The sequence below is a fragment of the Streptomyces viridifaciens genome (assembly GCF_001888885.2).
In the GTDB taxonomy this organism is placed as follows: Bacteria; Actinomycetota; Actinomycetes; order Streptomycetales; family Streptomycetaceae; genus Kitasatospora; species Kitasatospora aureofaciens.
Genome location: NZ_CP090841.1, coordinates 5,947,029 through 5,972,009, shown reverse-complemented (window position 1 = coordinate 5,972,009; position 24,981 = coordinate 5,947,029). Strand labels below are relative to the sequence as shown.

The following is a 24,981-nucleotide window of genomic DNA, read 5'->3' as shown; positions in this document are numbered from 1 at the left end:
TGGTACCGAGCCGGGCGGCCCGGTGTTCATCCGGCCGGGCCCGGAAACGGAGGGACGGCGGTCGGATGATCCGACCGCCGTCCCTCCGTCATGATCCTCAGACCGTGACCAGCGTCTCCAGCGGGGCGCCGTCCAGGTGCCCGGCCAGCCGCTCGCGGCCGTCCAGGAAGCCCAGCTCCATCAGCACCACGACGCCCACCAGCTCGGCGCCGGCCTCCTTCACCAGGTCCAGCGAGGCACCTATGGTGCCGCCGGTGGCCAGCACGTCGTCCACCACCAGCACCCGCTCGCCGGGCGCGAAGGCGTCGCGCTGCACCTCCAGCGTCGCCGAGCCGTACTCCAGCTCGTACGAGCGCCGGAACACCTCGCCGGGCAGCTTGCCCTGCTTGCGGATCGGCACGAAGCCGAGCCCGGCCGCGACCGCGGCCGGGGCCGCCAGCACGAAGCCGCGCGCCTCCAGGCCCACCACCTTGGTCGCCCCGAGCTCCTTCGCCCGGTCCGCGAGCGCCCGGGTGAGGGCGCCGAAGGCCTCGGCGTCGGCGAGCAGCGGCGCGATGTCCTTGAACAGCACACCCGGCTTCGGGTAGTCCGGGACGTCCCGGATCCGGCTGTTCAGCAACTCGGCCAGTGCGGTGTCGGCGGTGATCACGGTGGTGGGTTCCTTCGGTTCGGGTTCAGCGCTTGGTGGACGGACGGCCCTTGGCACGCGTGGTGCCGGCCGACCGGCCGCGCTGACCGACCATACCCGCAGGCTGGTCCTCGTCCGCGCCCCCGTCCGTCGCCACCGCGTCCGTGACCTCCGCCCTGGCGGCCGCGGCCCGGTGCTGCAGGACGCGCTTGCGCAGCGCCTTCATCTCCGGCTGCTCCTCCTTGAGCTGCGCCAGCAGCGGGGTGGCGACGCAGATCGAGGAGTAGGCACCGGCCGCGAGGCCGATGAACAGCGCGAGCGAGATGTCGTTCAGGGTGCCGGCGCCCAGGAAGCCGCCGCCGATGAACAGCAGCGCCGCGACCGGCAGCAGCGCCACCACGGTGGTGTTGAGCGAGCGCACCAGGGTCTGGTTGAGGCCGGCGTTGGCCGCCTCGCTGTAGGTGAGCTTGTTCTGCTTGGTGAGGCCCTTGGTGTTCTCCTTCACGGTGTCGAAGACGACGACCGTGTCGTAGAGCGAGTACCCGAGGATGGTCAGGAAGCCGATCACCGTACCGGGGGTGACCTCGAAGCCCACCAGGGCGTAGACGCCGATGGTGATCAGGAGGTCGTGGATCAGGGCGACCAGGGCGGCCACCGCCATCCGCCACTCGAAGGCGATCGCCAGGTAGACCGTCACCAGGACCATGAAGATGATCAGGCCGGTGATCGCCTTGTTGGAGATCTGCTTGCCCCAGCTGGGGCCGATGACCTGGGCCTCGACGGTGTCCAGCGGCACGCCGATCTTCTCGGCGAGCTGGGAGCGGACCTCGTCGGAGCTCTTCGGCTCGTCGGTGCTGACCTGGATGCGGATCTTGTTGTTGTCGGTCGACTGCACCAGCGGGTGCGAGGAGGTGACCTGGTCGGCCTTCTCCTGCGCCTGCGAGACCGTCAGGCCCGGCTTGGTCACGGTGTAGACCGAGCCGCCCTTGAACTCGATGCCCAGGTGCAGGCCCATGGCCAGGCCGATCGCCGCGACCAGCACGATCACGCCGGAGATGGAGTACCAGAGCTTGCGGCGCCCGACGAAGTCGAAGCTGACCTCGCCCTGGTAGAGCCGGTGGCCCAGATTGGAGAAGCGCGACACGGTGTCAGGCCTCCTTCACGGCGGCAGAGGAGGGGCTACGACGACGGCTGCTGCGCAGCGGCGGGCGGGCGCCCAGCCGCTTGGGGTCCAGGCCGGACCACGGGTGGCCGTCGGAGAAGAACTTGCGCCGGGCCAGCAGCGTGATCAGCGGCTTGGTGAAGAGGAAGATCACCACGACGTCGAGCGCGGTGGTCAGACCCAGGGTGAACGCGAAGCCCTGGACCTTGCCGACCGACACCACGTAGAGCACGGCGGCACAGAGGAAGGACACGAAGTCCGAGACCAGGATGGTGCGCCGGGCGCGCGGCCAGGCCCGCTGGACCGCCGGGCGCAGCGGGGCGCCCTCGCGGACCTCGTCGCGGATGCGCTCGAAGTACACGATGAAGGAGTCGGCGGTGATACCGATCGCGACGATCGCGCCGCAGACCGCCGGCAGGTTCAGCGCGAAGCCGATCCCGCCGCCGAGCAGGCTCATGATCGAGTAGGTCAGGGCCGCCGAGACGACCAGACCGGCGATCGAGACCAGGCCGAGGCCGCGGTAGTAGACCAGCGAGTAGGCGACGACCAGCAGCATGCCGATCGCGCCCGCCACCAGACCGGCCTTGAGCTGGTCACTGCCCAGCGCCGGGGAGACGGTGGTGATGTCGCTCTTGGCGAACTCCAGCGGCAGGGCGCCGTAGCTCAGCACGTTGGACAGGTCCTGCGCCTCCGCCTGGCTGAAGCGACCGGTGATGACCGCGCTGCCGCCCGGGATCGGACCGTTGACCTGCGGGTGCGAGACGACCTGGTTGTCCAGCACGATGGCGAACTGGTTGGTCGGCGGGGTCTGGGTGGCCAGCTGGCCGGTGACCTTGGCGAAGGCGTCGGTGCCGGTGCCGTTGAACTGCAGCTGCACCTGCCAGCCGGCACCGGTCTGGGTGTCCAGGCTCGGCTGGGCCTTCGAGACGTCCGAGCCCTTCACGGCCGCGGGGCCGAGCGCCAGCTTCTCGTAGTAGCCGTTCTCGGGCTTCTGCGAGCAGGCGACCATGGCCTTGTCGTCGGCGCCGGTCTGCGCCGCGCGGACCTCGGGCTTGGAGCAGTCGAGGTTCGCGAAGGCGGCCTGCAGCTCCGGCGGGACGGTGCCCTGGGTCATCGCGGCGCTCAGGTCGGCGGCGCTCGGCTGGGTGGCCTGGGCGCTCGGGGCGCCGGAGGCGGACGGGGCGGCCGAGCCGGAGGCGGCGGCGGACGGAGCGGTGCTCGCGCCCGTGGCGGCGGCCGACGGGCTGGCGGCCTCGGCGGCCAGCGCCTCACCGACGGAGCGGCCCTGCTTGGTGGCGCTCGCGGAGGCGGTCGGCGCGTGGCTCGCGGAGGAACCCGCGCTGGCGGAGGCCGACGGGGTGGCGCTGCCCGAGGGGGCGGCGCTCGGGCTGCCGGAGGCGCCGGCGGACGGGGTGCCGGTGGGCGCCGGCGCGGTGATGCCGCTGGGCGCCACGGCCAGGACCGGACGGAAGAACAGCTTCGCGGTGGTACCGACCTGGTCCGCCGCGTTCTGCCGGTCGCCGCCCTTGGGGATGTTCACGATGATCGTGTCCGAGCCCTGGGTCTGGACCTCCGCCTCGGAGACACCCATTCCGTTGACCCGGCGCTCGATGATCCCGGTGGCGATGTCCATGTTGGACTTGTTGACCGCCTTGGGATCGGTCGACTTCGCGGTCAGCGTGATGCTGGTGCCGCCGGCGAGGTCGATACCGAGCCGGGGCTTGGTGTTGCCCGTCCCGAACATGAGGGCGACCAGTCCGACGGTGACGACCAGGATGAGGGCCAGCGCCCGCCCTGGGTAGCCGTCGCGCGGGCGCGACTTGGGTGTTGCCACCTTGCTCGTTTCTCCCTGTCCATGCCACCTCCCCGACCGGACCCCCGTCCGGCTCGTGGCGGGACGGGGGCATGACGGTTCTGCGGCCCTGAGGTCCTGTGGGCTCGCGGCACTGCGCCGCGCGGACGGGCGGGTTGCCCGTCCGTACTACTTGCTCGCGGGAGCCCCGCCCTCGGCGTCGCCCTTCTCGGCGCTGTCCTTGGTCAGCGACAGCGGCTTGTCCTCGGCCGGCGCGGCGTCGGTGACGTCCTCGGCCTCCGACTCGGACAGCTCGTCCTCCTCGGGGCGACCGTTGATGATCGCGTCGTACTCCTGGGGGTCCAGGACGGCCGCGACGGCGCTCTTCGTGAAGTGGGTGATCACGCCGGGAGCGATCTCCAGCTCGACGGTCTCGTCGTTGACCGCCTTTACCTGGGCGTACAGGCCGCCGATGGTGCGCACTCCCGCCCCGGGCTCCAGCGCCGTCTGCATCTGCTGCATCTGCGACTGGCGCTTCTTCTGCGACCGGAACATGAGCACGATCGCGATGATCGGGAGGAGAAGGATGATGAGGTTCACTGCAGCCAGGGTCCTTTACGGGCCGCCGGCCGGCGGCCTGTGTGGTATGGGTCGGCCCGTCAGGTGAGAGGGGCGGTCCGGCGGAGTCTAGGCGACCCCGAACTGATCGGACAACGCCAAGCATCGCATCCTGCCGCCGAAAGTGGCGACCCTCCGCCTGCACGGTTTCCCCGGACTTCCGCCCCGGGACCTCCAAGGGGCGCGGCACCGGGCCGGGCCGGGAACCGGACGCCACCTCTCACCCGTTCAGCCCAGGCCCGTCAACTTCCGTCCGCCGGGAACAGCTCCGGCTGGGGCGGCACGCTGCCGCGCGTGGTCTGGACCGGCGGAGTCATCCCGAGGTGCTGCCAGGCGGCGGCGGTGGCGATCCGCCCGCGCGGAGTGCGGGCGAGCAGGCCCTCGCGGACCAGGAAGGGCTCGGCCACCTCCTCGACCGTCTCGGCCTCCTCCCCCACGGCGACCGCGAGTGTCGACAAACCGACCGGTCCGCCGCCGAACAGCCGAAGCAGGGCGTCCAGCACCGCGCGGTCCAGCCGGTCCAGGCCGCGGGCGTCCACCTCGTAGACGTCCAGCGCCTGGCCGGCGATCTCGGCGGTGACCACACCGTCGTGCCGGACCTGCGCGTAGTCGCGAACCCGGCGCAGCAGCCGGTTGGCGATGCGCGGGGTGCCGCGCGAGCGCCCGGCGATCTCGGCCGCGCCCGCCGGGTCTATCTCCACGTCCAGCAGCGTGGCCGAGCGGTGCACCACCCGCTGCAACTCGGTCGGGGCGTAGAACTCCATGTGCCCGGTGAAGCCGAAGCGGTCGCGCAGCGGCGGCGGCAGCAGGCCGGCCCGGGTGGTGGCGCCGACCAGGGTGAAGGGCGGCAGCTCCAGCGGGATGGCGGTGGCGCCCGGGCCCTTGCCGACGATCACGTCGACCCGGAAGTCCTCCATCGCCATGTAGAGCATCTCCTCGGCGGGCCGGGACATCCGGTGGATCTCGTCGAGGAAGAGCACCTCGCCCTCGGTGAGCGAGGAGAGGATCGCCGCGAGGTCCCCGGCGTGCTGGATGGCCGGGCCGGAGGTGATCCGGATCGGGGCGCCCAGCTCGGCGGCGATGATCATCGACAGGGTGGTCTTGCCCAGCCCGGGCGGGCCGCTCAGCAGCACGTGGTCGGGCGCACTGCCGCGCTTGCGCGCCGCCTGGAGGACCAGGGACAGCTGCTCGCGCACCCGCTCCTGGCCGATGAACTCGTCCAGCAGCTTGGGGCGCAGCGCGGCCTCCACCGCCTGGTCCTCGCCGTCGGCGGCGGCCGTGACCAGCCGGTCAGCGGGTTCCTCGTACATCCTCGCGGGCTCCAGGTGGTGTCAGCGGTGTCGACGGTCTCGACCGTACAGACGGTGTCGACAAACGGACAGATCGTCAGGTGGGTTCAGCGGGCGCGGTTCAGGCCGCGCAGGGCGAGCCTGAGCAGCGCGCCGACGTCCGGCGTCTGCTGGGCCTCCGCCTCCGGGGTGAGAGCCGCGACCGCCTCGTCCGCCTCGCGCGGGGCGTAGCCGAGGCCGGTCAGCGCGGAGTGCAGCTGCTCGCTCCACGGCGCCGGGCCGCTGGCGACCGGCTTCTGCGCGGGCACCGCGCCGTGCGGGGCGCCCAGCTTGTCCTTGTACTCCAGCAGCAGCTTGGCCGCCTTCGCCTTACCGATGCCCGGCACCGCGACCAGCGCCTTCTCGTCCCCGTTCGCCACCGCGGAGCGCAGCGCGTCGGGGCTGTGCACGCCGAGGATCGCCTGGGCGAGCTTGGGGCCGACGCCCGGCGCGGCCTGGAGGATCTCGAACACGGCGCGCTCGTCGTCGTCGGAGAAGCCGAACAGGGTCAGCGAGTCCTCCCGGACCACCAGCGAGGTCGCCAGCCGGGCGGGCTCGCCCAGCCGCAGGCCGGCCAGGGTGGTCGGGGTGCACTGGACGGCCATGCCGACCCCGCCCACCTCGACCACCGCGACTCCGGCGGCGATGGCCGCCACAGGTCCTTGCACGAAGGCGATCACCGGACAGTGCCTTTCACGGGAGCGGTGCCTTTCAGCGAATCGGCTTTCAGGGGGGAGGTGCGGGCCGCCTGGACGGCGGCCTGCAGCCGGTTGGTCGCCCCGCCGCGCCAGATGTGGCAGATCGCCAGCGCCAGCGCGTCGGCGGCGTCGGCGGGCTTGGGCGGGGCGTCCAGCCGCAGCAGGCGCTGCACCATGGCCGTGACCTGGGCCTTGTCCGCCCGACCGGAGCCGGTGACGGCGGCCTTGACCTCACTGGGGGTGTGCAGGGTGACGGGGATGCCGCGCCGGGTGGCGCAGAGCATCGCGACCGCGCTCGCCTGGGCCGTCCCCATCACCGTCCGCACGTTGTGCTGCGCGAAGACCCGCTCGACCGCGACCAGGTCCGGCCGGTGCTCGTCCAGCCAGCTCTCCAGGCCCTGCTCGACCAGCAGCAGCCGCTGTCCGACGTCCGCCTCGGCCGGCGTGCGCACCACGCCCACCCCGGCCATCCGCAGCGGCCTGCCGGGCGCGCCCTCGACCACGCCGACCCCGCACCTGGTCAGCCCCGGGTCCACACCCAGCACCCGCACGTCGCGCCCCGCCTCTCTCTGTGACCCGCCCCTCGCCCCGAGGCGAACGACCTGCGAAGGCTACCGCCCGGGTACGACAACCCCGCGGACGACACCGGCCCGGCGGTCCTGGGACCACCGGGCCGGGCAGTGAGAACGGTCACTCGCCGTCGATCGACCGATGCCGCGCCTACTCGGCGTCGAGCTGCGCGCCGACCTCGTCGGGGATGTCGAAGTTGGCGAAGACGTTCTGCACGTCGTCGCTGTCCTCCAGGGCGTCGATCAGCTTGAGGATCTTGCGGGCGCCGTCGACGTCCAGCTCGACCTGCATGCTCGGGAGGAAGTTGGCCTCGGCCGAGTCGTAGTCGACGCCGGCGTCGACCAGCGCGGTGCGCACGTCGACCATCTTGGAGGCCTCGGAGACGATCTCGAAGGAGTCGCCGAGGTCGTTGATCTCCTCGGGGTCCTGGTCGAGGACGATCTCGAACAGCTTGTCCTCGTCGACACCGTCCGCCTTGGGGACGATCACGACGCCCTTGCGGGTGAACAGGTAGGACACCGAGCCCGGGTCGGCCATCGAGCCGCCGTTGCGGGTCATCGCGACGCGCACGTCGGAGGCCGCGCGGTTGCGGTTGTCGGTGAGGCACTCGATCAGGACGGCGACGCCGTTCGGGCCGTAGCCCTCGTACATGATGGTCTGGTAGTCGGCGCCGCCGGCCTCCAGACCGCCACCGCGCTTGACGGCGCGGTTGATGTTGTCGATCGGGACCGAGCTCTTCTTCGCCTTCTGGATGGCGTCGTAGAGGGTGGGGTTGCCCGCCGGGTCGGGACCGCCGGTGCGCGCCGCCACCTCGATGTTCTTGATCATCTTGGCGAAGAGCTTGCCGCGCTTGGCGTCGATCACGGCCTTCTTGTGCTTGGTGGTAGCCCACTTAGAGTGGCCGGACATCGCCAGCTCCTTTACGTCGCCAAAGGGAAATGAACAGATGAGATCTTACCGGTGTCGTCACCGGTGAGGCACACACGGCCACCGGGCCCTACTCGGCGGCGAGGTGCTCCTCGACCATCTTCACGAAGTAGGCGTGCACCCGGTGGTCGCCGGTGAGCTCCGGGTGGAACGAGGTGGCCAGCAGGTTCCCCTGGCGCACGGCCACGATCCGGCTCTCCGGCCCGTCCGCGCCGGGCAGCTCGGCCAGCACCTCGACGCCCGCGCCGACCGCCTCGACCCAGGGGGCGCGGATGAAGACGCCGTGCACCGGCGCGTCGTCCAGGCCCTTGAAGGCGATCCCCGACTCGAAGGACTCGTTCTGGCGGCCGAAGGCGTTGCGGCGCACCGTCATGTCGATGCCGCCGACGCTCTCCTGGTCCTCCCGGCCGTCGAGGATCTTGTCGGCCAGCATGATCATGCCCGCGCAGGTGCCGTACACCGGCATGCCGGCGGCGACCCGCTCGCGCAGCGGGTCCATCACGCCGAACAGCAGTGCCAGCTTGGACATGGTGGTGGACTCCCCACCGGGGATCACCAGCGCGTCGACCTCGGCCAGCTCCTCGGCGCGGCGCACCGGACGGGCGAGCGCGTCGGCCTCGGCCAGCGCCACCAGGTGCTCGCGGACGTCGCCCTGCAGGGCGAGGACGCCGATGACGGGAGTGCTCACGGTCTTCAACCTCAATCGATCGTTACTACGGGCGTACGCGGCGCGGCCCGCCGCACACCGAGGCGCTGCGGCGGGCCGGCGAAGGGGAGGAAGCGATTACCAGCCGCGGTTGGCGTAGCGCTCGGTCTCCGGCAGGGTGTCGCAGTTGATGCCGACCATGGCCTCGCCCAGGTTGCGGGAGGCATCGGCGATGATCTTCGGGTCGTCGAAGAAGGTGGTGGCCTTCACGATGGCGGCGGCACGCTTGGCCGGGTCGCCCGACTTGAAGATGCCGGAGCCGACGAAGACGCCCTCGGCGCCCAGCTGGCGCATCAGCGCGGCGTCGGCCGGGGTGGCCACGCCACCGGCGGAGAACAGCACGACCGGCAGCTTGCCGAGCTCGGCGACCTCCTTGACCAGCTCGTACGGGGCGCGCAGCTCCTTGGCGGCGGCGTACAGCTCGTTGTGGTCCAGCGCGCGCAGGTGGCCGATCTCGTTCTTGATCTGGCGCAGGTGGCGGACGGCCTCGACGACGTTGCCGGTGCCGGCCTCGCCCTTCGAGCGGATCATGGCCGCGCCCTCGGCGATACGGCGCAGGGCCTCGCCCAGGTTGGTGGCACCGCAGACGAAGGGGGTGGTGAAGGCCCACTTGTCGGAGTGGTTGACCTCGTCGGCCGGGGTCAGCACCTCGGACTCGTCGATGTAGTCGACCCCGAGGGACTGCAGGACCTGGGCCTCGACGAAGTGACCGATGCGGGACTTGGCCATCACCGGGATGGAGACCGCCTCGATGATCTCCTCGATCATGTTCGGGTCGGACATGCGGGCCACGCCGCCGTCCTTGCGGATGTCGGCCGGAACCCGCTCCAGCGCCATGACGGCCACCGCGCCGGCGTCCTCGGCGATCTTCGCCTGCTCGGCGTTGACCACGTCCATGATCACACCGCCCTTGAGCTGCTCGGCCATGCCGCGCTTGACCCGGGCGGTACCGATCTGCGGCTGGTCTGCGGTGGTGGGGGTGGTGGACACGTGAGACCTCACTCGAAGATGAACCAGTGCTATCGCCCTATGGTAGGCGGAACGGGTGGCCCAACGATGTGCCACCAAGTCCAGCCCGGGCGACGGGATGCGACAAACGGGCCGTATCCGGGGACAGACCCTACGCGGGCGCCCCTTCCGGCGTGAGGGCGGGCGGTGCGGCGTCGTCCATCTCGAAGGCCATCGGGAACGGCGCCTTGCCCGCCAGCCGGAAGTACCGCACCAGCCGGTGCTCCCGCACCGCCCGCGCCGCCCGCACCGCGTCGTTGTGGAACCGGCGGGCCATCGGGACCCGGCGCACCGCGGCCGTCAGGTCCCGAACCGCCTCCTCGCCACCCGGCTCGGCCACCAGCGCCGCCACCTGCTCCGGCTCGTCCAGCACCGCCCGCAGTGCCAGGCTCAGCTGGCTCTCCGCCACCTCGCGCTGCTCGTCCTCGGCCTGCCGGGCCGCGTGCGCCGCGTCCAGCAGCAGCAGCGAGGCCGCCGGATCCAGCAGCGAGGACGTCGCCAGCTCCATCGCCACCGAGGCCCGGCGGACCAACTGCGCGTCCAGCGCCGCGCGCGCCGCGTCGATCCGGGCGTGCAGCCGGTCCAGGCGCCCGGCCGTCCAACTCAGGTACATGCCGAACAGCACCACGGCCACGCCGGCCCAGATCCAGGTAGTCACGGACCGCTACGTTACCGGGTGTCACCGGCCGCCCCGCCCGGCGTCAGCCACGGCGGCGCACTCAGGCGGTCGCGTTGCGGTAGCTCTCCCGGTCGATGTCCTCGATGCTCACCGCCGTGAACAGCCGGCCTCCCGGCAGCGGGGCGACGTGCTCGGCCAGCAGGGCCATGACGCCCTCGCTCAGCGCCGCCTTCGCCTCCGGCGTACGGCCCGGGAAGATCTGGAACTCGACGTACACCTGGGCGTCGCCCCCCAGCCCGGTGCTGCCGACCACCAGTTCCTCGCTCTGCCGGAACAGCGTCTTGCAGGACTCCGGCTTGGCGTCGATGGTCTCCTCGGCCAGCCGGTTGATGGCCAGGCCCAGCGCCCGGCGGTCGAAGGTCCCGGCCAGGCCGGACGAGTAGTCGACGGAGATCTGCGGCATCGTTTCCCCCATGGGTCACAGTGGTGCGTTCGGCCCGACCCTAACGCCGCTGACATCCGGGCCCTCGGAAGCCCCGGGCGCTCGGTCCCGGCACCCGGTCCCGGCGCTCAGTCCCTCGCCAGCCCGAACCGCCCCCGCCGCCCGCTGCGGACGTCCTCCTCGACCACCGCCGCGGCCCCCGCCGTCACGGTCTCGTACACCGCCAGGATGTCCGCGCCGACCGTCGACCAGTCGAACCGCCGCACGTGCCGCGAGGCCGCCTTGCTCAGCTCCTCCAGCCGCGCCGGATCCCCCAGCAGCCGCAGCGCCGTACGGGCCAGCGCGTCCGCGTCCTCCACCGGGAACAGCTCCCCGGCGTCGCCGCCGTCCAGCACCTGCTTGAACGCGTCGAGGTCGCTCGCCAGTACCGGGGCACCCGCCGACATCGCCTCCACCAGGATGATCCCGAAGCTCTCGCCCCCGGTGTTCGGCGCCACGTACAGGTCCACGCTGCGCAGCAGCCGCGCCTTCTCCCGGTCCGAGACCATGCCCAGGAACTCCACCTGCCCGCGGACCTCGGGCGGCAGGCCGGCCACGGCCTCCTCCTCGTCGCCCTTGCCCGCCACCAGCAGCCGCACCCCCGGCCGCTCGGCCAGGATCCTGGGCAGCGCCGCCAGCAGCGTCGGCAGGCCCTTGCGCGGCTCGTTGATCCGGCCGATGAAGCCGATCGTGCCCGGCTCCCCCGCCGCCGCGCGGCCGGTCCACCGCTCGTCCGGCTCGGCCCCCGCGAAGAACCCGACGTCCACCCCGTTCGGGATCACCACCGCGTCCCCGCCCAGGTGCTCCACCAGGGTTCGCCGGGCGTACTCCGACACCGCGATCCGGGCCCGCATCTTCTCCAGCCCGGGCTGGAGTATCGGCGAGGCCGCGATCATCGCCCGCGACCGCGGGTTCGAGGTGTGGAAGGTGCCCACCATCGGCCCGGTGGCCGACCAGGCCGCCAGCATCGACAGGCTCGGCGAGGCCGGCTCGTGCACGTGCAGGATGTCGAAGTGCCCCTCGCGCAGCCACCTCCGCACCCGCGCCGCCGACAGGATGCCGAAGCTCAGCCGTGCCACCGACCCGTTGTACGGCACGGCCACCGCCCGCCCCGCCGAGACCACGTACGGCGGCAGCGCCTCCTCGTCCTCGGCCGGCGCCAGCACCGACACCTCGTGCCCCAGGCCGATCAGGTGCTCGGCGAGGTCCCGGATGTGGAACTGCACCCCGCCGGGGACGTCCCAGTCGTACGGGCAGACGATGCCGATCTTCACGGGTTCCTCAAGCTCCTTCGGGCAGGTCGTACGGGCCGGGCCAGGGCGCTCCCTAGGCCCCGGAGGCCCCGGCGGCGGGCTCCGCGGCGGACTCGGGACGCGCACCGGCGGACCCGCCCCCCGCCGCCGGCTCACGGGCCGGCAGGTCGGCCAGCCAGAACTTCTGCAGCATGTGCCAGTCCTGCGGGTGCTCGCCGATCCCGCGCTGCCACACGTCGGCCATCGCCTGGGTCATCGCCAGCGTCCGCGCCTTGCGGTCGCCCTCCTCGGGCACCGGCACCTCGGGGTGGATGGTCCCGCGCAGCACCGGGCCGTCGTACCACAGCGTCGCCGGCAGCAGCGCCGCCCCCGTGCGCTGGCACAGCGCCGCCGGCCCGGCCGGCATCCGGGTCGGCTCACCGAAGAACAACACCTCGATGCCCGCCTCCGAGAGGTCCCGGTCCCCCACCAGGCAGACCAGCTTCCCCTCGCGCAGCCGCCGCGCCAGCGTGCCGATCACGTTCACCCCGCCACCGGTCAACGCCAGGACCTCCATGCCCTGGCCCTCCCGGAACGCGACGAACCGGTCGAACAGCCGCTCCGGCTTCAGCCGCTCGGCGACCGTGGTGAACGGGTGGCCCAGCTGCGCTATCCAGGTGCCTGCCAGGTCCCAGTTGCCCATGTGCGGCAGCGCCACCACCGCGCCCCGCCCGGACTCCAGCGCCTCCCGCAGGCGCTCCAGGCCGTCCACCTGGACGTCCCGCAGGACCCGCTCCCGGCTCCACACCGGCAGCCGGAAGGACTCCATCCAGTACCGCAGGTACGACCGCATCCCGGCCCGCGACAACCGCCGCAGCGCCGCCTCGTGCAGCCCCGGACGCACCCGCCGAAGGTTCGCCTCCAGCTGGAGCACCCGCGGTCCCCGGCGGCGCCACGCATAGTCCGCCAGCCGGTCGAACAGCCACCGCGCCACCGGCTCCGGCAGGTGCTTCAGCACCGCCCACCCCAGCGCGTACGCCCAGTACACCAGTCGGTCCGTCACCGCAGGACGCCCCCCGTCAACTCCCGGCCGCCGCTCGGTCGGCCTCGAACGCCTCCCGGCGCACGGTCAGCATCCGCTGGAACACCGTCACCAGGCTGCCCGCCGCCACCAGCCACAGCGCCACCGGCAGCAGCCACTCCACGTACGGCACCCCGAACTCGTGCAGACCCGCGACCCCGGCCGCCACCAGGCTGATCACCAGCCGCTCGGCCCGCTCAACCAGCCCCGACACGTCGCACGGCAGGCCCTGGCTCTCCGCCCGCGCCTTGGTGTACGACACCACCAGCCCACTGGCCAGACAGAAGATCGCCACCGCGCACAGCAGGTTGTTGTCACCCTTGCCCGCGTACCACATCGCCAGACCACCGAAGATCGCCGCATCCGCGACCCGGTCCAGCGTGGAGTCCAGGAACGCCCCCCACTTGCTGCTCCGACCCAGCTGACGGGCCATGTTCCCGTCCACCAGGTCCGAGAAGATGAACAGCGTGATCGTGATGGTGCCCCAGAAGAACTCCCCGCGCGGGAAGAACACCAGCGCACCGGCCACCGAACCGGCGGTACCGATCAGCGTCACGGCGTCCGGGCTCACGCCCAACCGGATCAGGAACGCGGCGAACGGGGTCAGAACACGTGTGAAGAAGGCACGCGCGTATTTGTTGAGCATGGCCTTCCCAGCCGCTCCGATCTCCCAGGTACCCGCCTGGCGCAGCGGACGCGGCAGACGGCCGGACGAATGAGCCCGCCCGGCGCACCCATCGTAGCCACGCCCGGGACACCCTCCGTCGCACGGCACCCCGGCCACCGCCCGCACCCGGACGGTCGCACGACACGCGCCTCGCCGGACCCGACCCTAGACTGCCAAAGACAGCCTCGGCGCCACGGGAGGAGACCCCGATGCCCGACCGCAGCACCGCACGAGCCGGCCAGGCGCCCGCCGTGACCAGCCCGCAGGACCTGCGCAACGTCGTCCTCATCGGCTCCAGCGGTGTGGGCAAGACCACCCTCGCCGAATCCCTCGCCCTCGCCGCCGGCGCCATCGGCCGCGCCGGACGCGTCACCGAGGGCACCACGGTCTCCGACCACGAGGACATCGAGCACCAGCAGCAGCGCTCCGTCCAGCTCTCGCTGCTCCCGCTCGAATGGAAGGGCGTCAAGATCAACCTGATCGATCCGCCCGGCCACCCCGACTTCGCCGCCGACCTGCGCGCCGCCCTGCACGCCGCCGACGCCGCCGTCTTCGTCGTCTCCGCCACCGACCCGGTCACCGCCCCCACCCGCGCCCTCTGGCGCGAGTGCGCCGCCGAAGGCATCCCCCGCGCCATCGCCGTCGCCAAACTCGACCTCGCCCGCACCGGCTTCGACGACATCCTCACCACCTGCCACGACGCCTTCGAACTGGGCCCCGACACCCTGCGCCCGCTCTTCCTGCCCGTTCTCCACGACGGACACCCCGACGGCAGCGTCGACCTCCTCACCGGCGACACCTACGGCGACGCCACCCCGCTGCCCGACACCGGCCCCGCCCACGACAGCCTCGTCGAAGCCATCTCCGGCCAGGACGACACCCTCATGGAGCGCTACCTCTCCGGCGACCCCCTCGACACCGACGCCCTCGAAGCCGGAATGCGCCGCGAAGTCCTCTCCTGCGCCCTCCACCCCGCCGTCCCCACCAGCGAGAACGGCCTCGGCGCCGCCGAACTCCTCGACCTGATCGCCCACACCTTCCCCAACCCCACCGAACGCACCCGCCCCGCCCCCGACTGCGACCCCGACGCCCCGCTCGCCGCCCAGGTCGTCCGCGTCACCGGCGACGCCTACGTCGGCCGGATCAGCCTGCTGCGCATCTACGCCGGCACCTTGCGCCCCGACACCAAGATCCATCTCGTCGGCCCCGCCCACACCGCCGACCAGAACGGCGACGAACGCGTCACCGGGCTCACCAGCCCCTTCGGCAAACTCCAGCGCCCCGTCCCGCACGCCGTCGCCGGCGACCTCGTCTGCGCCGCCAAACTCACCACCGCCCGCGCCGGCGACACCGTCCACGAGCCCGGCCACCCCGTCGAACTCGACAGCTGGACCCTCCCCGAACCCCTCCTGCCGATCGCCGTCGAAGCCCACAGCAAGGCCGACGACGACAAACTCTCCCAAGCCCTCACCCGGCTCGGCGCCGAAGACCCGGCGCTTCGCCTCGAACAGAACCCCGACACCCACCAGCTCGTCCTCTGGTGCACCGGGGAGGCCCACGCCGAGGCCGTCCTCGACCGGCTGCGCACCCGCCACGGCGTCCACGTCGACACCGTCGAACCCAAGGTCGCCCTGCGCGAGACCTTCGGCACCGCCGCCGCCGGCCACGGTCGACTCGTCAAACAGTCCGGCGGCCACGGCCAGTACGCCATCTGCGACCTCGAAGTCGAACCCCTCCCGGCCGGCTCCGGCTTCGAGTTCCAGGAGCACGTCGTCGGCGGAGCCGTCCCCAAGCACTTCATCCCCTCCGTCGAGAAGGGGGTACGCGCCCAGCTCCCCAAGGGCGTCGCCACCGGGCACCCGCTCGTCGATGTCCGGGTCACCCTCACCGACGGCAAGGCCCACTCCGTCGACTCCTCCGACGCCTCCTTCCAGAACGCCGCCGCCCTCGCCCTGCGCGACGCCGCCGAGCACGCCGTCATCCGCCTGCTCGAACCCGTCGCCGCCGTCAGCATCCTGCTGCCCGACGAGTACCTCGGCGCCGTCCTCGGGGACCTCTCCGCCCGCCGCGGCCGAGTCCTCGGCACCGAGACCGGCGGGCAGGGACTCACCCTGCTGCGCGCCGAAGTCCCGGAACTCGAACTCGTCCGCTACCCGGTCGACCTGCGCTCGCTCACCCACGGCACCGCCGAGTTCTCCCGCGCCTACCTGCGCCACGAACCCATGCCCGCCGCCCTGGCCGACCGCTACACCGACTGAACGGGCCCCCGCCTCGGCAGCGCGCACGCCGCCGTACCCCCCGGCATCCGGTGCCGGTTGCGCGACACCCAGCGGTACACCACGCCCGCCACCGGACGCACCGGCCCCAGCGCCATCAGCGCCCCCAGGTACGCCCACGCGCCCCCGGAGCGCATCAGCAGCCGCGCCACCGCCTGCGCGCCCCCGTACACCCGGCCCGCCGGCGTCACCCACAGCACCTCGCGCTCGGCCCGCTCGGGCGACACCTCAGCCCGGCCACCCGCCAGCGCGTCCAACTCCGCCAGCTCCGCGAACTGGAACGGCACCGCCTCCCAGCCCCCCGAGGCCAGCGTCTGCCGCAGGTACTTCTCCCCCCAGCGCACACAGGACGAGCAGAACGCGCAGTCCCCGTCGAAAACCAGCACCGGATCCTTCACGGCAACCCCCTTCATCGGCTTCACCGCCCATCCTCCTCCACCCCCACCCGACGGGCTCGGGCGGGTATCGACCGGCCCGAAAGCGGGCATCATGCCCCTCAGGCCGGGTGGGGCCGGAACGTGACGGCTCGTCACGGTACTTCGGACGATCATCCGCGCGGGGGTGCCACGGCACGGTAACCTGCCGCTGACAAGGGGAGGAGGGGACGCCACCGTGACCACACTCGACATGACCCCGGGTGCGCAGATACCCCGGACCGACGCCGGCCCGCAGACCGCCGTCACCCAGGCGCTCTCCTCGGCCGCCTACCGCGACGGCGAGATCGGCAAGTTCGTCGCCGAGGTCACCGACGCCACAGAGAAGAAGGGCCGCTTCGCCCTCTTCCGTCCCAACCTCGGCGAGGCCTTCAGCAAGGCTCTGATCTCCCGCACCCTCGGCGGCGACCGCAAACCCCTCGTCCCGTCCTTCGGCGTCGACACCCGCCAGGTCGTCGAACACTGCCTGGCCGCCGAGGAACTGCGCCACGCCCGCGACCGGCAGCTCAGCACCGTCTCCGTCATCACCGGCGTGCTGTTCCTCCCCGGCACCCTGGTCTGGCTCGGCGCCTTCCAACTGCGCGCCTGGCTCAAGCGGGACAACGCCCGCGGCGCCGACACCTACGGCGCCTTCGCCCTCATCGCCGCCGCCGTCCTCGCCGGATACCTGGTGCTCCTCCCTCCGGCGGCCGGCGTCCTCGGCATCTACCTGCGGATCACCATGCTCGCCCCGGTGCTCGGCTGGTACCTCGCCCGCCGCATCGTCGAGCGCTCCGCCAAGGACCTCCGCGGCCGCTGGCAGGACCTGGTCGAGGGCAGCGTCGTCGCCGCCACCGTCGCCAAGGCCGTCCCCCGCGACGACCTGGACAAGAAGGCCAACGAACTGCGCGACAAGCTCGGCCGCCTGGACGCCGAGCAGGAGACCAACGTCCAGCACTACGCCGGCCCGAAGGGCATCCTCGGCGCCGGCCGCCGCTGGGGCGAGTGGCGCCTCGCCGACACCCTCCACCCCGCCGAGGGCCACGTCGACTTCCGCGCCTTCCACCCCTGGGACCTGGTCCGCCGGATCTCCGCCCACCTCAAGGGCCTCGGTGTCAGCCACGTCGCCAACAGCGGCATCCCCAACGTCGCCATCAAACAGTGGGTGGTCTTCGACGTCAGCGAGGGCGCCGACGAGATCAGCCGCCCCGGCGGCGCCGACATGGACGGCGAGCGGATGCGCGACTTCGCCGTGCAGAGCATCGCCGACAAGCAGACCTTCCCCGGAGGCCCCCGGCACTACCTGGCCACCCAGTTCATCACCCACGACGGCAAGCTGGTCATCACCTTCACCGTCACGGTGACCCTGCTCGCCAACGTACTGAGCATCTCGGTGGCCGGCTACGCGCTCGGCCCGGTCAAGGGCTTCTTCTTCGACAAGCCGAAGGACAAGGAGAAGACGATCGCCAAGACGGTGAAGTTCTGGGAGGAGCGCACCGTCAAACTCCCGTTGATCGACAACGACGAGGTGGTCCGCCAGGCCGTCCGCGCCCCCTTCCACAAGATGCCCGGCCTGCTCGGCTGGCTCGGCGGTGGCCTCGGCCTGCCCGAACCCTTCGGACTGCGGCACTCCTGGGTCGCCACCGCCTGGAACAACCGCTCCATGGTCGACAACGCGCTCAACGCCTCCGTCCCGGTGCTCAACGCGGTGCACACCGCCACCCTGGAGTTCCTCCAGGAGCACGACCTGGACGCCGACCGCTTCTTCAAGAACCGCACCTCGATCATCAAGTCCGAGGCGCAGGGCAGCCGCCCGTACAAGGTCGACCAGTTCGACGCCGGCTGACTCCGGCGCCGGACGCACGAGGAGGGGCCCGCCACCGGGGAATTCGGTGGCGGGCCCCTCCTCGTACTCCGCGGGCTCAGCCCTGCGGCCAGACCTCGGCCAGCATCTTGCGGGTGTCCGCCAGCAGCTGCGGCAGCACCTTGGTGTGGCCGACCACCGGCATGAAGTTGGTGTCGCCGCCCCAGCGCGGCACCACGTGCTGGTGCAGGTGCGCCGCGATCCCGGCCCCGGCCGCAGCGCCCTGGTTCATCCCGATGTTGAACCCGTGCGCCCCCGAGGCCGCGCGCAGCGCGGTCATCGCCCGCTTGGTGAAGTCCGCCAGCTCGACCGTCTCCGCCTCGTCGAGGTCGGTGTAGTCGGCCACGTGCCGGTACGGGACCACCATCAGGTGCCCGCCGTTGTAGGGGTACAGGTTCAGCACCGCGAAAACGGAGCTGCCCCGGGCGATGACCAGCCCGTCCTCGTCGCTCAGCGACGGGATCGAGCAGAACGGACAACCGTCGTCCGGAGCCGGGCCGGTGGGCTTGTTCTCACCCTGGATGTACGCCATCCGATGGGGGGTCCACAGGCGGCGGAAGCCGTCCGGCTCACCGACACCCCGCTGCAGTTCCGGCTCAGTCGTCATGCTGATCAGCATATTCGCCCAGCCGTGCTTGCAAAGCCGCGCGGGGCAGACTCTTGAAGAGCCTGCCCCGCGCGTGGTCGTCCGACTACGGCGTCACACCTGAACGCGGTTCTTCACCGCGTCCACGATCTCGGCGACGGCCTCGGCCACCGCAACGCCGTTCTTCTGCTCGCCGTTGCGGTAGCGGAACGACACGGCGCCCGCCTCGACGTCGTCGTTGCCCGCGATGAGCATGTACGGAACCTTGGACTTCTGAGCGTTGCGGATCTTCTTCTGCATGCGGTCGTCCGAGGTGTCCACCTCGACCCGGATCCCGTGCTTCTTGAGCTCGGCCGCGACCTCCAGCAGGTACGGCACGTGCTCGTCGGTGATCGGGATGCCGGTCACGGTGACCGGGGCCAGCCACGGCGGCATGGCACCGGCGTAGTGCTCCAGCAGCACCGCGAAGAAGCGCTCGATCGAGCCGAAGAGCGCACGGTGGATCATGACCGGCCGCTGACGCGAGCCGTCCGCCGCGGTGTACTCCAGGTCGAAACGCTCGGGCAGGTTGAAGTCCAGCTGGATGGTCGACATCTGCCAGGTGCGGCCGATGGCGTCCTTGGCCTGCACCGAGATCTTCGGGCCGTAGAAGGCCGCGCCGCCCGGGTCCGGCACCAGCGGGAGCCCCTGCTTCTCGGCGACCGAGGCGAGAACGCGGGTGGCCTCCTCCCAGGCCTCGTCCGTCCCGACGAACTTCTCCGGGTCCTTGGTCGACAGCTCCAGGTAGAAGTCGGTCAGACCGTAGTCACGGAGCAGGTTGAGCACGAAGGTCAGCGTGGAGTCGAGCTCCTGCGCCATCTGCTCGCGGGTGCAGTAGATGTGGGCGTCGTCCTGCGTGAAGCCGCGGGCACGGGTCAGGCCGTGCACGACGCCCGACTTCTCGTAGCGGTACACCGTCCCGAACTCGAAGAGGCGCAGCGGCAGTTCACGGTACGAGCGACCGCGCGCGTCGAAGATCAGGTTGTGCATCGGGCAGTTCATCGGCTTGAGGTAGTAGTCCACGCCCTCGTCGAGCTGCATGGGCGGGTACATACCGTCCGCGTACCAGTCGAGGTGGCCGCTCTTCTCGAAGAGCTTCCCCTTGGTGGCGTGCGGGGTGTAGACGAACTCGTAGCCCTCTTCCTCGTGCCGCTTGCGCGAGTAGTCCTCCATGGCGCGGCGGATGATGCCGCCCTTGGGGTGGAAGACGGCGAGGCCGGAGCCGATCTCCTCGGGGATGGAGAAGAGGTCGAGCTCGTTGCCGAGCTTGCGGTGGTCGCGCTTCTCGGCCTCGACCAGGAAGTCGAGGTGGGCCTTGAGCTCGTCCTTGGTCGGCCAGGCGGTCCCGTAGATGCGCTGCAGCATCGGGTTCTTCTCGCTGCCGCGCCAGTAGGCGGCCGCGTTGCGCATCAGCTTGAACGCCGGGATGTGGCGGGTGCTGGGCAGGTGCGGGCCGCGGCAGAGGTCGCCCCAGCACTGCTCGCCGCTCTTGGCGTCCAGGTTGTCGTAGATGGTGAGTTCGCCGGCGCCGACCTCGACGTCGGCGCCCTCGCCGGCGGTGGCGGCGGAGCCCTTGAGGCCGATCAGTTCCAGCTTGTACGGCTCGGCGGCCAGTTCCTCGCGGGCGGCCTCGTCGGTGACCACGCGGCGGGAGAACTTCTGCCCGCGCTTGATGATCTCCTGCATCTTCTTCTCGATGGCCTTGAGGTCATCGGGGTGGAAGGGCTTCTCGACGTCGAAGTCGTAGTAGAAGCCGTCCTTGACCGGCGGGCCGATGCCGAGCTTGGCCTCGGGGTAGAGCTGCTGCACGGCCTGGGCCATGACGTGCGCGGTGGAGTGGCGCAGGATGTCGAGGCCGTCCTTGCTGTCGATCGCGACCGGCTCGACCTCCTCGCCGTCCTGGAGGACGTGCGCGAGGTCCTTGAGCTGGCCGCCGACGCGGGCGGCGATGATCGAGCGGTCGTCGGCGAAGAGCTCGGCGGCCGTAGTGCCCGTGGTCACCACGCGCTCTTCCCGATCGGGTTCGCGGCTGATGATTACCCGGACGTCCGTCACCGGTCTCTCCTGACGTGCTGGATTTCAGAGGACGCAACACTGCGCTGCGCGTGACGATGGTACCGAGAGCGCCACCCGCGCCGCGCACTCAGGACCTCTCTCCCCTTTGCTGGAGGCCCTTGAGCAGCCGCTCGCGCTCGTCCTCCCCCCATCCGCACAGCTCCAGGCCGCGGGGCCGGGTCAGCCGACGGAATCCGTCGCGCCGCTCCAGGCGTCCGGAGACCCGGACCGGGACGCCGGAGAGGTGGGCCTCGGCGGCGAGCCGGTAGTCGGGGTCGGGCAGGCGCAGCTTGAGTTCGCGGACGTCGGCGCCGTCGAGCACCCGCAGTCGTACCGAGCCCGGTCCGGACGGGTCGGCGCGCTTGAGCCGGACCACCACGGCGAGGACGGTGACGTCGACGGCGGGTTCGAGCCGTTCCAGCAGTTCGGCGGCCTCGGTGAGAGCGGGGAGGTCGCCGGGTGAGAAGTCGAGGTCGATCCGGCGGTCGCCGAAGCCGCCCGGGGTTCCGGCAGCGGGCGACCAGGCGACGGTGAGCCGGGCGGCGGTGGCGCCGCGCACCAGGTCCTCGACGGACTGGACGAGTTCCCGGCTGACTCCGGAGCCGACGGCGTTCTCGAAGGCCTCGGGCCCGCTGCTGACCCGGCGGTAGTCGACGGCGTCGCGCAGTGCCTCAAGGGCGCGGACGAGGGTGGTGACGGCGGTGCGGCCCTCGGGGGCGGGAGTGTAGGCGGTGAGGGCCGCACCCTGGTCGACTGCGCCCTGTTCGACGAGCAGGACCCTGTCGAGGAAGTCCCCGGCGAGGCCGTCCAGCCGGGCGCCGTAGTAGGCGGCGGTGGCGCGGCCGGCCTTGGCTCCGGCGGCGAGCATCGCGCGGGCCGCCCGCTGGAGCCGTTCGGCGTCGTCCCAGGGGGTGGCGTCGGCGGGGCCGGGCAGTTCGCGGCGCCAGCTGAGTTCGTCGCCGGGGACGGCGAGGGCGCGCAGGATCGAGCGGGCGGAGGGGGTGCGGGAGCGGGAGAGGGCGGTGACGGCGTCGGTGAGGAGTTCGACGGCGTCGTCGAAGCCGTCCGCGGTGGGGACGAGGAGGCTGGTGCCGGGTTCGCCGTCGGGTGGGGTCCAGCGGCCGTACCGGGCGGCGGGACCGCCGCGGCGGGTCCAGCCGTGCCGGGCGAGCAGGGTGGCGAGCACCGCGGGGTCGACGGTGGCCGGGTCGGGCAGGGCCGGGGCGTGGCCGTCCGGTCCGTGCGGCAGTGTCATGGGCGTGGTTCCTCGCTGCCGGGGCCGGGTGGTCACGGGCTGTCGCCCGCGCCGACCCGGGCCATGATGTCGCAGAGGGCGCGGTCGTCGAAGACCTTGTCGGTGGGCACCCGGACGTTGGTGCGCCGCTGTCCGGTGACGGGGTGGCCGGCCAGGTTCACCCAGTAGCAGCAGTGCCGCAGTTCGAGGGCGTCCGGGCGGGCCCGGAGCCAGTGGTCGACCCGGCGGGGCAGCAGCATCACGACCAGGATGCGCGGGACGGCGACCCGGGCGCGGGCGAGCTTGCGCAGGTGGTCGTTGTCCAGGGTGAAGCTGAAGAACGGTCCGGCGGGGTCGGGCGCGATCTGCTGGGTCGCCTTGAGCTGGATCTTGATGGTGACCTCGTCGTCCACCTCGTGCTCCCGGGAGCCGTGGCTGACCTGCCAGTCGATGCCGTTGTCCGGGAACGGCTGGGAGAGCGAGCAGCCGGCCGCGGCGGCGACCGCGTGCAGGTAGCCGACCTGCAGCGTCTCCATGCACGCGGTGACCGCGAGGTTCCCCCTGAGTGCGGCCGCCGCCTCGTCGGGCTGCGGCTGGGTCAGTGCCATCGCCCCGTGGCCTCCCCCGGCTCCGGGCCCGTCCGGATTCGGACGGGACTGTCGTGGGCAGGATCCCCGGTCGGGGCTGGGCCAAACGGGTTGAGCAGGCGTCAGAAACGGGTATCACCCGGGCGCAGAACGCACGCCTGAGGGGCAGTCATGCAGCAGCACTGGTACACCGGCCCACTCGCTTCCTTCGACACCGAGACGACCGGCGTGGACGTGGAGACCGATCGGATCGTCTCGGCCGCCCTGGTCGTCCAACTCGCCCCGGGCGCCCCGGCGCAGACCACCACCTGGCTCGCCGATCCCGGTGTGCCGATCCCGGACGGCGCCCGGGCGGTGCACGGCATCACCGACGAGCAGGTCCGGGCGTACGGCCGGCCGGCCCGGGTGGTGGTGGCGGAGGTCACCCGCGCGCTGGCGGGCCAGGCCCGGGCCGGCCGCCCGGTGGTGGTGATGAACGCGCCCTACGACCTGACGCTGCTGGACCGGGAGTTGCGCCGCCACCACGGGCTGACGCTGAACGCCGGGCTGGGGGGAGCAGGGCTGGTGGTGCTGGATCCGCGGGTGCTGGACAAGCACGTGGACCGCTACCGCAAGGGCCGCCGGACGCTGACCGACCTGTGCGCCCACTACGGGGTGGACCTCACCGGGGCGCACGACGCGGCGGCGGACGCGACGGCGGCCATGTCGCTGGTCCGGCGAATAGGCGCCCGCTATCCGGCGGCGCTGGGCGGGCTGTCGGCTGCGGAGCTGCACCTGCGGCAGGCGGTCTGGCACGCGGCGCAGGCGCGCGGGCTGCAGGCCTGGTTCGACCGGTCGGGGACGCCGGAGCGGGTGGACGTGTCCTGGCCGCTGCGGCCGGCCCGGTGCGTGTGCGGCCGCCGGCTGGACCCCGAACACGGCTGCGAGGCGGCGGCGTAGGCCCCGGCAACGCCGCAGGCCCTGACCGGTTTCCTGGTCAGGGCCTGCGTGCTGTCCGGTGGGCGATACTGGGATCGAACCAGTGACCCCTTCGGTGTGAACGAAGTGCTCTCCCGCTGAGCTAATCGCCCGGGCAACGAGAAGAACTGTAGCACCATTCGGGGGCGGTCGTACAACTCGCTCTTCCGGGGGACGGCCGACGGACCCGCAGAACTCGCGCTCCGCACGGAAGGTGACTAAGCCTCAGTCGGATTAGCGGCCGGTACTTCGGGCGGGATTCCGGAAATGCATGTGAGGCCCAGCCAATAATCGACTGGGCCTCACATATCACAATGCATTCCGGTGGGCGATACTGGGATCGAACCAGTGACCCCTTCGGTGTGAACGAAGTGCTCTCCCGCTGAGCTAATCGCCCGGGTGCAGGGAAAACATTACCGCATCCCGGAGGGTGCTCCGAACACCCCGCCCACCCGCAGCCCCCGCCCGGGGCCCCAGGGCGGCACCCGCCCGGCTCCGCCCCCGCACCCAGGGGCCCCGGCCCGTCCTCGGCCCGCCTCCCCCGCCCACGCCTCCCGCCCGCGCGCACGACTCGTCGGGTCCGGCCGCACCATCCGCTCCCCTGTTCCCGGCCTCCCCGGTGCTTCGTACGGGCCGGGTACGGACCGGCCCGGAATCCCGGCCGAGAAGAACCGCCGGTAATGCCCCGGGCGGGTACTCCGTGATGATTCCGCAATGCGCCGTAAGGGGTACGACTCGCGCCCGAATCGGGACAGAGGGGTTTACATCGGTCTTGGGGGTGGGATGGTCCGTTCGCCGACGTGCGATTCCCCGAGCGCACACTGAGCGAAAGGCCATGGCGCTTATGAACACCACGGTCAGCTGCGAGCTGCACCTGCGCCTCATCGTGTCCAGCGAGTCCTCACTGCCCGTCCCCGCGGGCCTTCGCTACGACACCGCCGACCCCTATGCCGTGCACGCCACGTTCCACACGGGCGCCGACGAGACCGTGGAGTGGGTGTTCGCCCGAGATCTCCTCGCGGAGGGGCTGCACCGACCCACCGGTACCGGCGACGTCCGGGTGTGGCCGTCGCGCAGCCACGGGCAAGGGGTGGTCTGCATCGCCCTGAGCTCTCCGGAAGGAGAAGCCCTGCTGGAGGCCCCGGCCCGGGCGCTTGAGTCTTTCCTCAAGCGGACGGACGCCGCGGTGCCCCCCGGCACCGAACACCGTCACTTCGACCTCGACCGGGAGCTGTCCCACATCCTCGCCGAAAGCTGACTCCGACCGTAGGCGGTCCAGCCCCGCTGTCGGCGGGGCCGTGCTTCCTGCTGTCATCGCGGCCGTCCTACTCGGGGGCACGGCAGCGGACTCAGCCGCGCACGACGCGGTCTCGGGGCCGGTGAACGGCCCGCTCCCGCCGGAGCGGGCCCACACCACGCAGGCGCCCGGCAACCAGGCCGGCCATCCGTACGG

24 protein-coding genes and 2 tRNA genes are annotated in these 24,981 nt (G+C 71.8%); 4 read left to right on the top strand and 22 right to left on the bottom strand.

Translation table 11 applies throughout. The features are described 5' to 3' along the window. Positions 1-97: 97 nt before the first annotated feature. The 15 genes from BOQ63_RS34105 to pgsA form a co-directional block, all read right to left on the bottom strand. Positions 98-646, bottom strand: coding sequence for an adenine phosphoribosyltransferase (locus tag BOQ63_RS34105; RefSeq protein WP_030286360.1), 549 nt, complete (start codon positions 644-646; stop codon positions 98-100). A gap of 28 nt (positions 647-674) precedes the next feature. Continuing rightward, on the bottom strand, positions 675-1,772 hold the full coding sequence (gene secF / locus BOQ63_RS34100; protein ID WP_030286359.1) for a protein translocase subunit SecF: 1,098 nt from the start codon (positions 1,770-1,772) through the stop codon (positions 675-677). 4 nt (positions 1,773-1,776) lie between these two features. Further along, positions 1,777-3,624, bottom strand: coding sequence for a protein translocase subunit SecD (gene secD, locus BOQ63_RS34095; RefSeq protein ID WP_030553663.1), 1,848 nt, complete (start codon positions 3,622-3,624; stop codon positions 1,777-1,779). 147 nt (positions 3,625-3,771) lie between these two features. Beyond that, positions 3,772-4,182, bottom strand: coding sequence for a preprotein translocase subunit YajC (gene yajC, locus BOQ63_RS34090; RefSeq protein WP_046386817.1), 411 nt, complete (start codon positions 4,180-4,182; stop codon positions 3,772-3,774). A gap of 260 nt (positions 4,183-4,442) precedes the next feature. Beyond that, positions 4,443-5,510, bottom strand: coding sequence for a Holliday junction branch migration DNA helicase RuvB (ruvB, locus tag BOQ63_RS34085; protein WP_030286356.1), 1,068 nt, complete (start codon positions 5,508-5,510; stop codon positions 4,443-4,445). Between the two features lie 86 nt (positions 5,511-5,596). Then, positions 5,597-6,208: a Holliday junction branch migration protein RuvA gene (gene ruvA, locus BOQ63_RS34080; RefSeq protein WP_030286355.1), complete on the bottom strand. Its 612-nt coding sequence runs from the start codon at positions 6,206-6,208 to the stop codon at positions 5,597-5,599. Further along, positions 6,205-6,777 carry a crossover junction endodeoxyribonuclease RuvC gene (gene ruvC / locus BOQ63_RS34075; protein ID WP_030286354.1) on the bottom strand — a complete coding sequence of 191 codons (573 nt, stop codon included), beginning with the start codon at positions 6,775-6,777 and terminating at the stop codon, positions 6,205-6,207. Before ruvC ends, ruvA begins: the two co-directional genes overlap by 4 nt. 169 nt (positions 6,778-6,946) lie before the next feature. Then, positions 6,947-7,705, bottom strand: coding sequence for a YebC/PmpR family DNA-binding transcriptional regulator (locus BOQ63_RS34070; protein ID WP_030286352.1), 759 nt, complete (start codon positions 7,703-7,705; stop codon positions 6,947-6,949). Between the two features lie 88 nt (positions 7,706-7,793). Beyond that, on the bottom strand, positions 7,794-8,411 hold the full coding sequence (pdxT, locus tag BOQ63_RS34065) for a pyridoxal 5'-phosphate synthase glutaminase subunit PdxT (protein ID WP_030286350.1): 618 nt from the start codon (positions 8,409-8,411) through the stop codon (positions 7,794-7,796). Positions 8,412-8,507: 96 nt separating this feature from the next. After that, the gene (gene pdxS, locus BOQ63_RS34060) at positions 8,508-9,419 is read right to left on the bottom strand and encodes a pyridoxal 5'-phosphate synthase lyase subunit PdxS (RefSeq protein WP_030286348.1); all 912 of its coding nucleotides are present in this window, start codon (positions 9,417-9,419) and stop codon (positions 8,508-8,510) included. Positions 9,420-9,549: 130 nt separating this feature from the next. After that, positions 9,550-10,095, bottom strand: a complete 546-nt coding sequence (locus BOQ63_RS34055; RefSeq protein WP_030286346.1) for a hypothetical protein — start codon at positions 10,093-10,095, stop codon at positions 9,550-9,552. 61 nt (positions 10,096-10,156) lie between these two features. Further along, complete coding sequence (locus tag BOQ63_RS34050; RefSeq protein WP_030286344.1) at positions 10,157-10,519, bottom strand: 5-carboxymethyl-2-hydroxymuconate Delta-isomerase; 363 nt, start codon at positions 10,517-10,519, stop codon at positions 10,157-10,159. A gap of 107 nt (positions 10,520-10,626) precedes the next feature. Continuing rightward, positions 10,627-11,811 carry a glycosyltransferase family 4 protein gene (locus BOQ63_RS34045; protein ID WP_030553660.1) on the bottom strand — a complete coding sequence of 395 codons (1,185 nt, stop codon included), beginning with the start codon at positions 11,809-11,811 and terminating at the stop codon, positions 10,627-10,629. Positions 11,812-11,863: 52 nt separating this feature from the next. Then, positions 11,864-12,832: a phosphatidylinositol mannoside acyltransferase gene (locus tag BOQ63_RS34040; protein ID WP_318299387.1), complete on the bottom strand. Its 969-nt coding sequence runs from the start codon at positions 12,830-12,832 to the stop codon at positions 11,864-11,866. A 16-nt stretch (positions 12,833-12,848) separates the two neighbouring features. Further along, a complete protein-coding gene (gene pgsA, locus BOQ63_RS34035; RefSeq protein ID WP_030286338.1) occupies positions 12,849-13,496 on the bottom strand; it encodes a phosphatidylinositol phosphate synthase in 648 nt (215 codons plus the stop codon). Positions 13,497-13,726: 230 nt separating this feature from the next. On the opposite strand from pgsA, the gene BOQ63_RS34030 reads away from it, so the two are divergent. Beyond that, positions 13,727-15,775, top strand: a complete 2,049-nt coding sequence (locus tag BOQ63_RS34030; protein ID WP_030286336.1) for an elongation factor G-like protein EF-G2 — start codon at positions 13,727-13,729, stop codon at positions 15,773-15,775. Here BOQ63_RS34030 and BOQ63_RS34025 read toward each other — a convergent pair. Next, positions 15,763-16,206: a thiol-disulfide oxidoreductase DCC family protein gene (locus BOQ63_RS34025; RefSeq protein ID WP_030286334.1), complete on the bottom strand. Its 444-nt coding sequence runs from the start codon at positions 16,204-16,206 to the stop codon at positions 15,763-15,765. The two genes, BOQ63_RS34030 and BOQ63_RS34025, sit on opposite strands and share 13 nt — an antisense overlap. Before the next feature lie 199 nt (positions 16,207-16,405). Between BOQ63_RS34025 and BOQ63_RS34020 the strand changes: the two genes are divergently transcribed. Beyond that, the gene (locus BOQ63_RS34020; RefSeq protein WP_079183868.1) at positions 16,406-18,052 is read left to right on the top strand and encodes an AbeC-like domain-containing protein; all 1,647 of its coding nucleotides are present in this window, start codon (positions 16,406-16,408) and stop codon (positions 18,050-18,052) included. 76 nt (positions 18,053-18,128) lie between these two features. Here the strand turns inward: BOQ63_RS34020 and BOQ63_RS34015 are convergent, their stop codons facing one another. From BOQ63_RS34015 to BOQ63_RS34000, 4 genes are all read right to left on the bottom strand, one after another. Beyond that, complete coding sequence (locus tag BOQ63_RS34015; protein ID WP_030286330.1) at positions 18,129-18,689, bottom strand: HIT family protein; 561 nt, start codon at positions 18,687-18,689, stop codon at positions 18,129-18,131. A gap of 81 nt (positions 18,690-18,770) precedes the next feature. Further along, complete coding sequence (gene thrS / locus BOQ63_RS34010) at positions 18,771-20,750, bottom strand: threonine--tRNA ligase (protein WP_030286328.1); 1,980 nt, start codon at positions 20,748-20,750, stop codon at positions 18,771-18,773. 88 nt (positions 20,751-20,838) lie between these two features. Then, a complete protein-coding gene (locus BOQ63_RS34005) occupies positions 20,839-22,005 on the bottom strand; it encodes a hypothetical protein (RefSeq protein ID WP_050366887.1) in 1,167 nt (388 codons plus the stop codon). 32 nt (positions 22,006-22,037) lie between these two features. Continuing rightward, complete coding sequence (locus BOQ63_RS34000; protein WP_030286323.1) at positions 22,038-22,592, bottom strand: DUF4365 domain-containing protein; 555 nt, start codon at positions 22,590-22,592, stop codon at positions 22,038-22,040. Positions 22,593-22,742: 150 nt separating this feature from the next. On the opposite strand from BOQ63_RS34000, the gene BOQ63_RS33995 reads away from it, so the two are divergent. After that, the gene (locus BOQ63_RS33995; protein WP_072655509.1) at positions 22,743-23,510 is read left to right on the top strand and encodes a 3'-5' exonuclease; all 768 of its coding nucleotides are present in this window, start codon (positions 22,743-22,745) and stop codon (positions 23,508-23,510) included. Positions 23,511-23,569: 59 nt separating this feature from the next. Here BOQ63_RS33995 and BOQ63_RS33990 read toward each other — a convergent pair. Continuing rightward, positions 23,570-23,641: transfer RNA gene (locus BOQ63_RS33990), tRNA-Val, on the bottom strand. A 212-nt stretch (positions 23,642-23,853) separates the two neighbouring features. After that, positions 23,854-23,925: transfer RNA gene (locus BOQ63_RS33985), tRNA-Val, on the bottom strand. Between the two features lie 447 nt (positions 23,926-24,372). Between BOQ63_RS33985 and BOQ63_RS33980 the strand changes: the two genes are divergently transcribed. Continuing rightward, positions 24,373-24,786 (top strand): SsgA family sporulation/cell division regulator, encoded by a 414-nt coding sequence (locus BOQ63_RS33980; protein WP_030056266.1) that lies wholly within the window; start codon positions 24,373-24,375, stop codon positions 24,784-24,786. The last annotated feature ends 195 nt before the right edge of the window (positions 24,787-24,981 follow it).

Coding starts and splice junctions, on each gene's coding strand:
- ruvB (WP_030286356.1), bottom strand. CDS start 5,510: ATGTACGAGGAACCCGCTGACCGGCTGGTCACGGCCGCCGCCGACGGC.
- BOQ63_RS34070 (WP_030286352.1), bottom strand. CDS start 7,705: ATGTCCGGCCACTCTAAGTGGGCTACCACCAAGCACAAGAAGGCCGTG.
- BOQ63_RS34050 (WP_030286344.1), bottom strand. CDS start 10,519: ATGCCGCAGATCTCCGTCGACTACTCGTCCGGCCTGGCCGGGACCTTC.
- pgsA (WP_030286338.1), bottom strand. CDS start 13,496: ATGCTCAACAAATACGCGCGTGCCTTCTTCACACGTGTTCTGACCCCG.
- BOQ63_RS34030 (WP_030286336.1), top strand. CDS start 13,727: ATGCCCGACCGCAGCACCGCACGAGCCGGCCAGGCGCCCGCCGTGACC.
- BOQ63_RS34025 (WP_030286334.1), bottom strand. CDS start 16,206: ATGAAGGGGGTTGCCGTGAAGGATCCGGTGCTGGTTTTCGACGGGGAC.
- BOQ63_RS34015 (WP_030286330.1), bottom strand. CDS start 18,689: ATGCTGATCAGCATGACGACTGAGCCGGAACTGCAGCGGGGTGTCGGT.
- BOQ63_RS34005 (WP_050366887.1), bottom strand. CDS start 22,005: ATGACACTGCCGCACGGACCGGACGGCCACGCCCCGGCCCTGCCCGAC.
- BOQ63_RS34000 (WP_030286323.1), bottom strand. CDS start 22,592: ATGGCACTGACCCAGCCGCAGCCCGACGAGGCGGCGGCCGCACTCAGG.
- BOQ63_RS33995 (WP_072655509.1), top strand. CDS start 22,743: ATGCAGCAGCACTGGTACACCGGCCCACTCGCTTCCTTCGACACCGAG.
- BOQ63_RS33980 (WP_030056266.1), top strand. CDS start 24,373: ATGAACACCACGGTCAGCTGCGAGCTGCACCTGCGCCTCATCGTGTCC.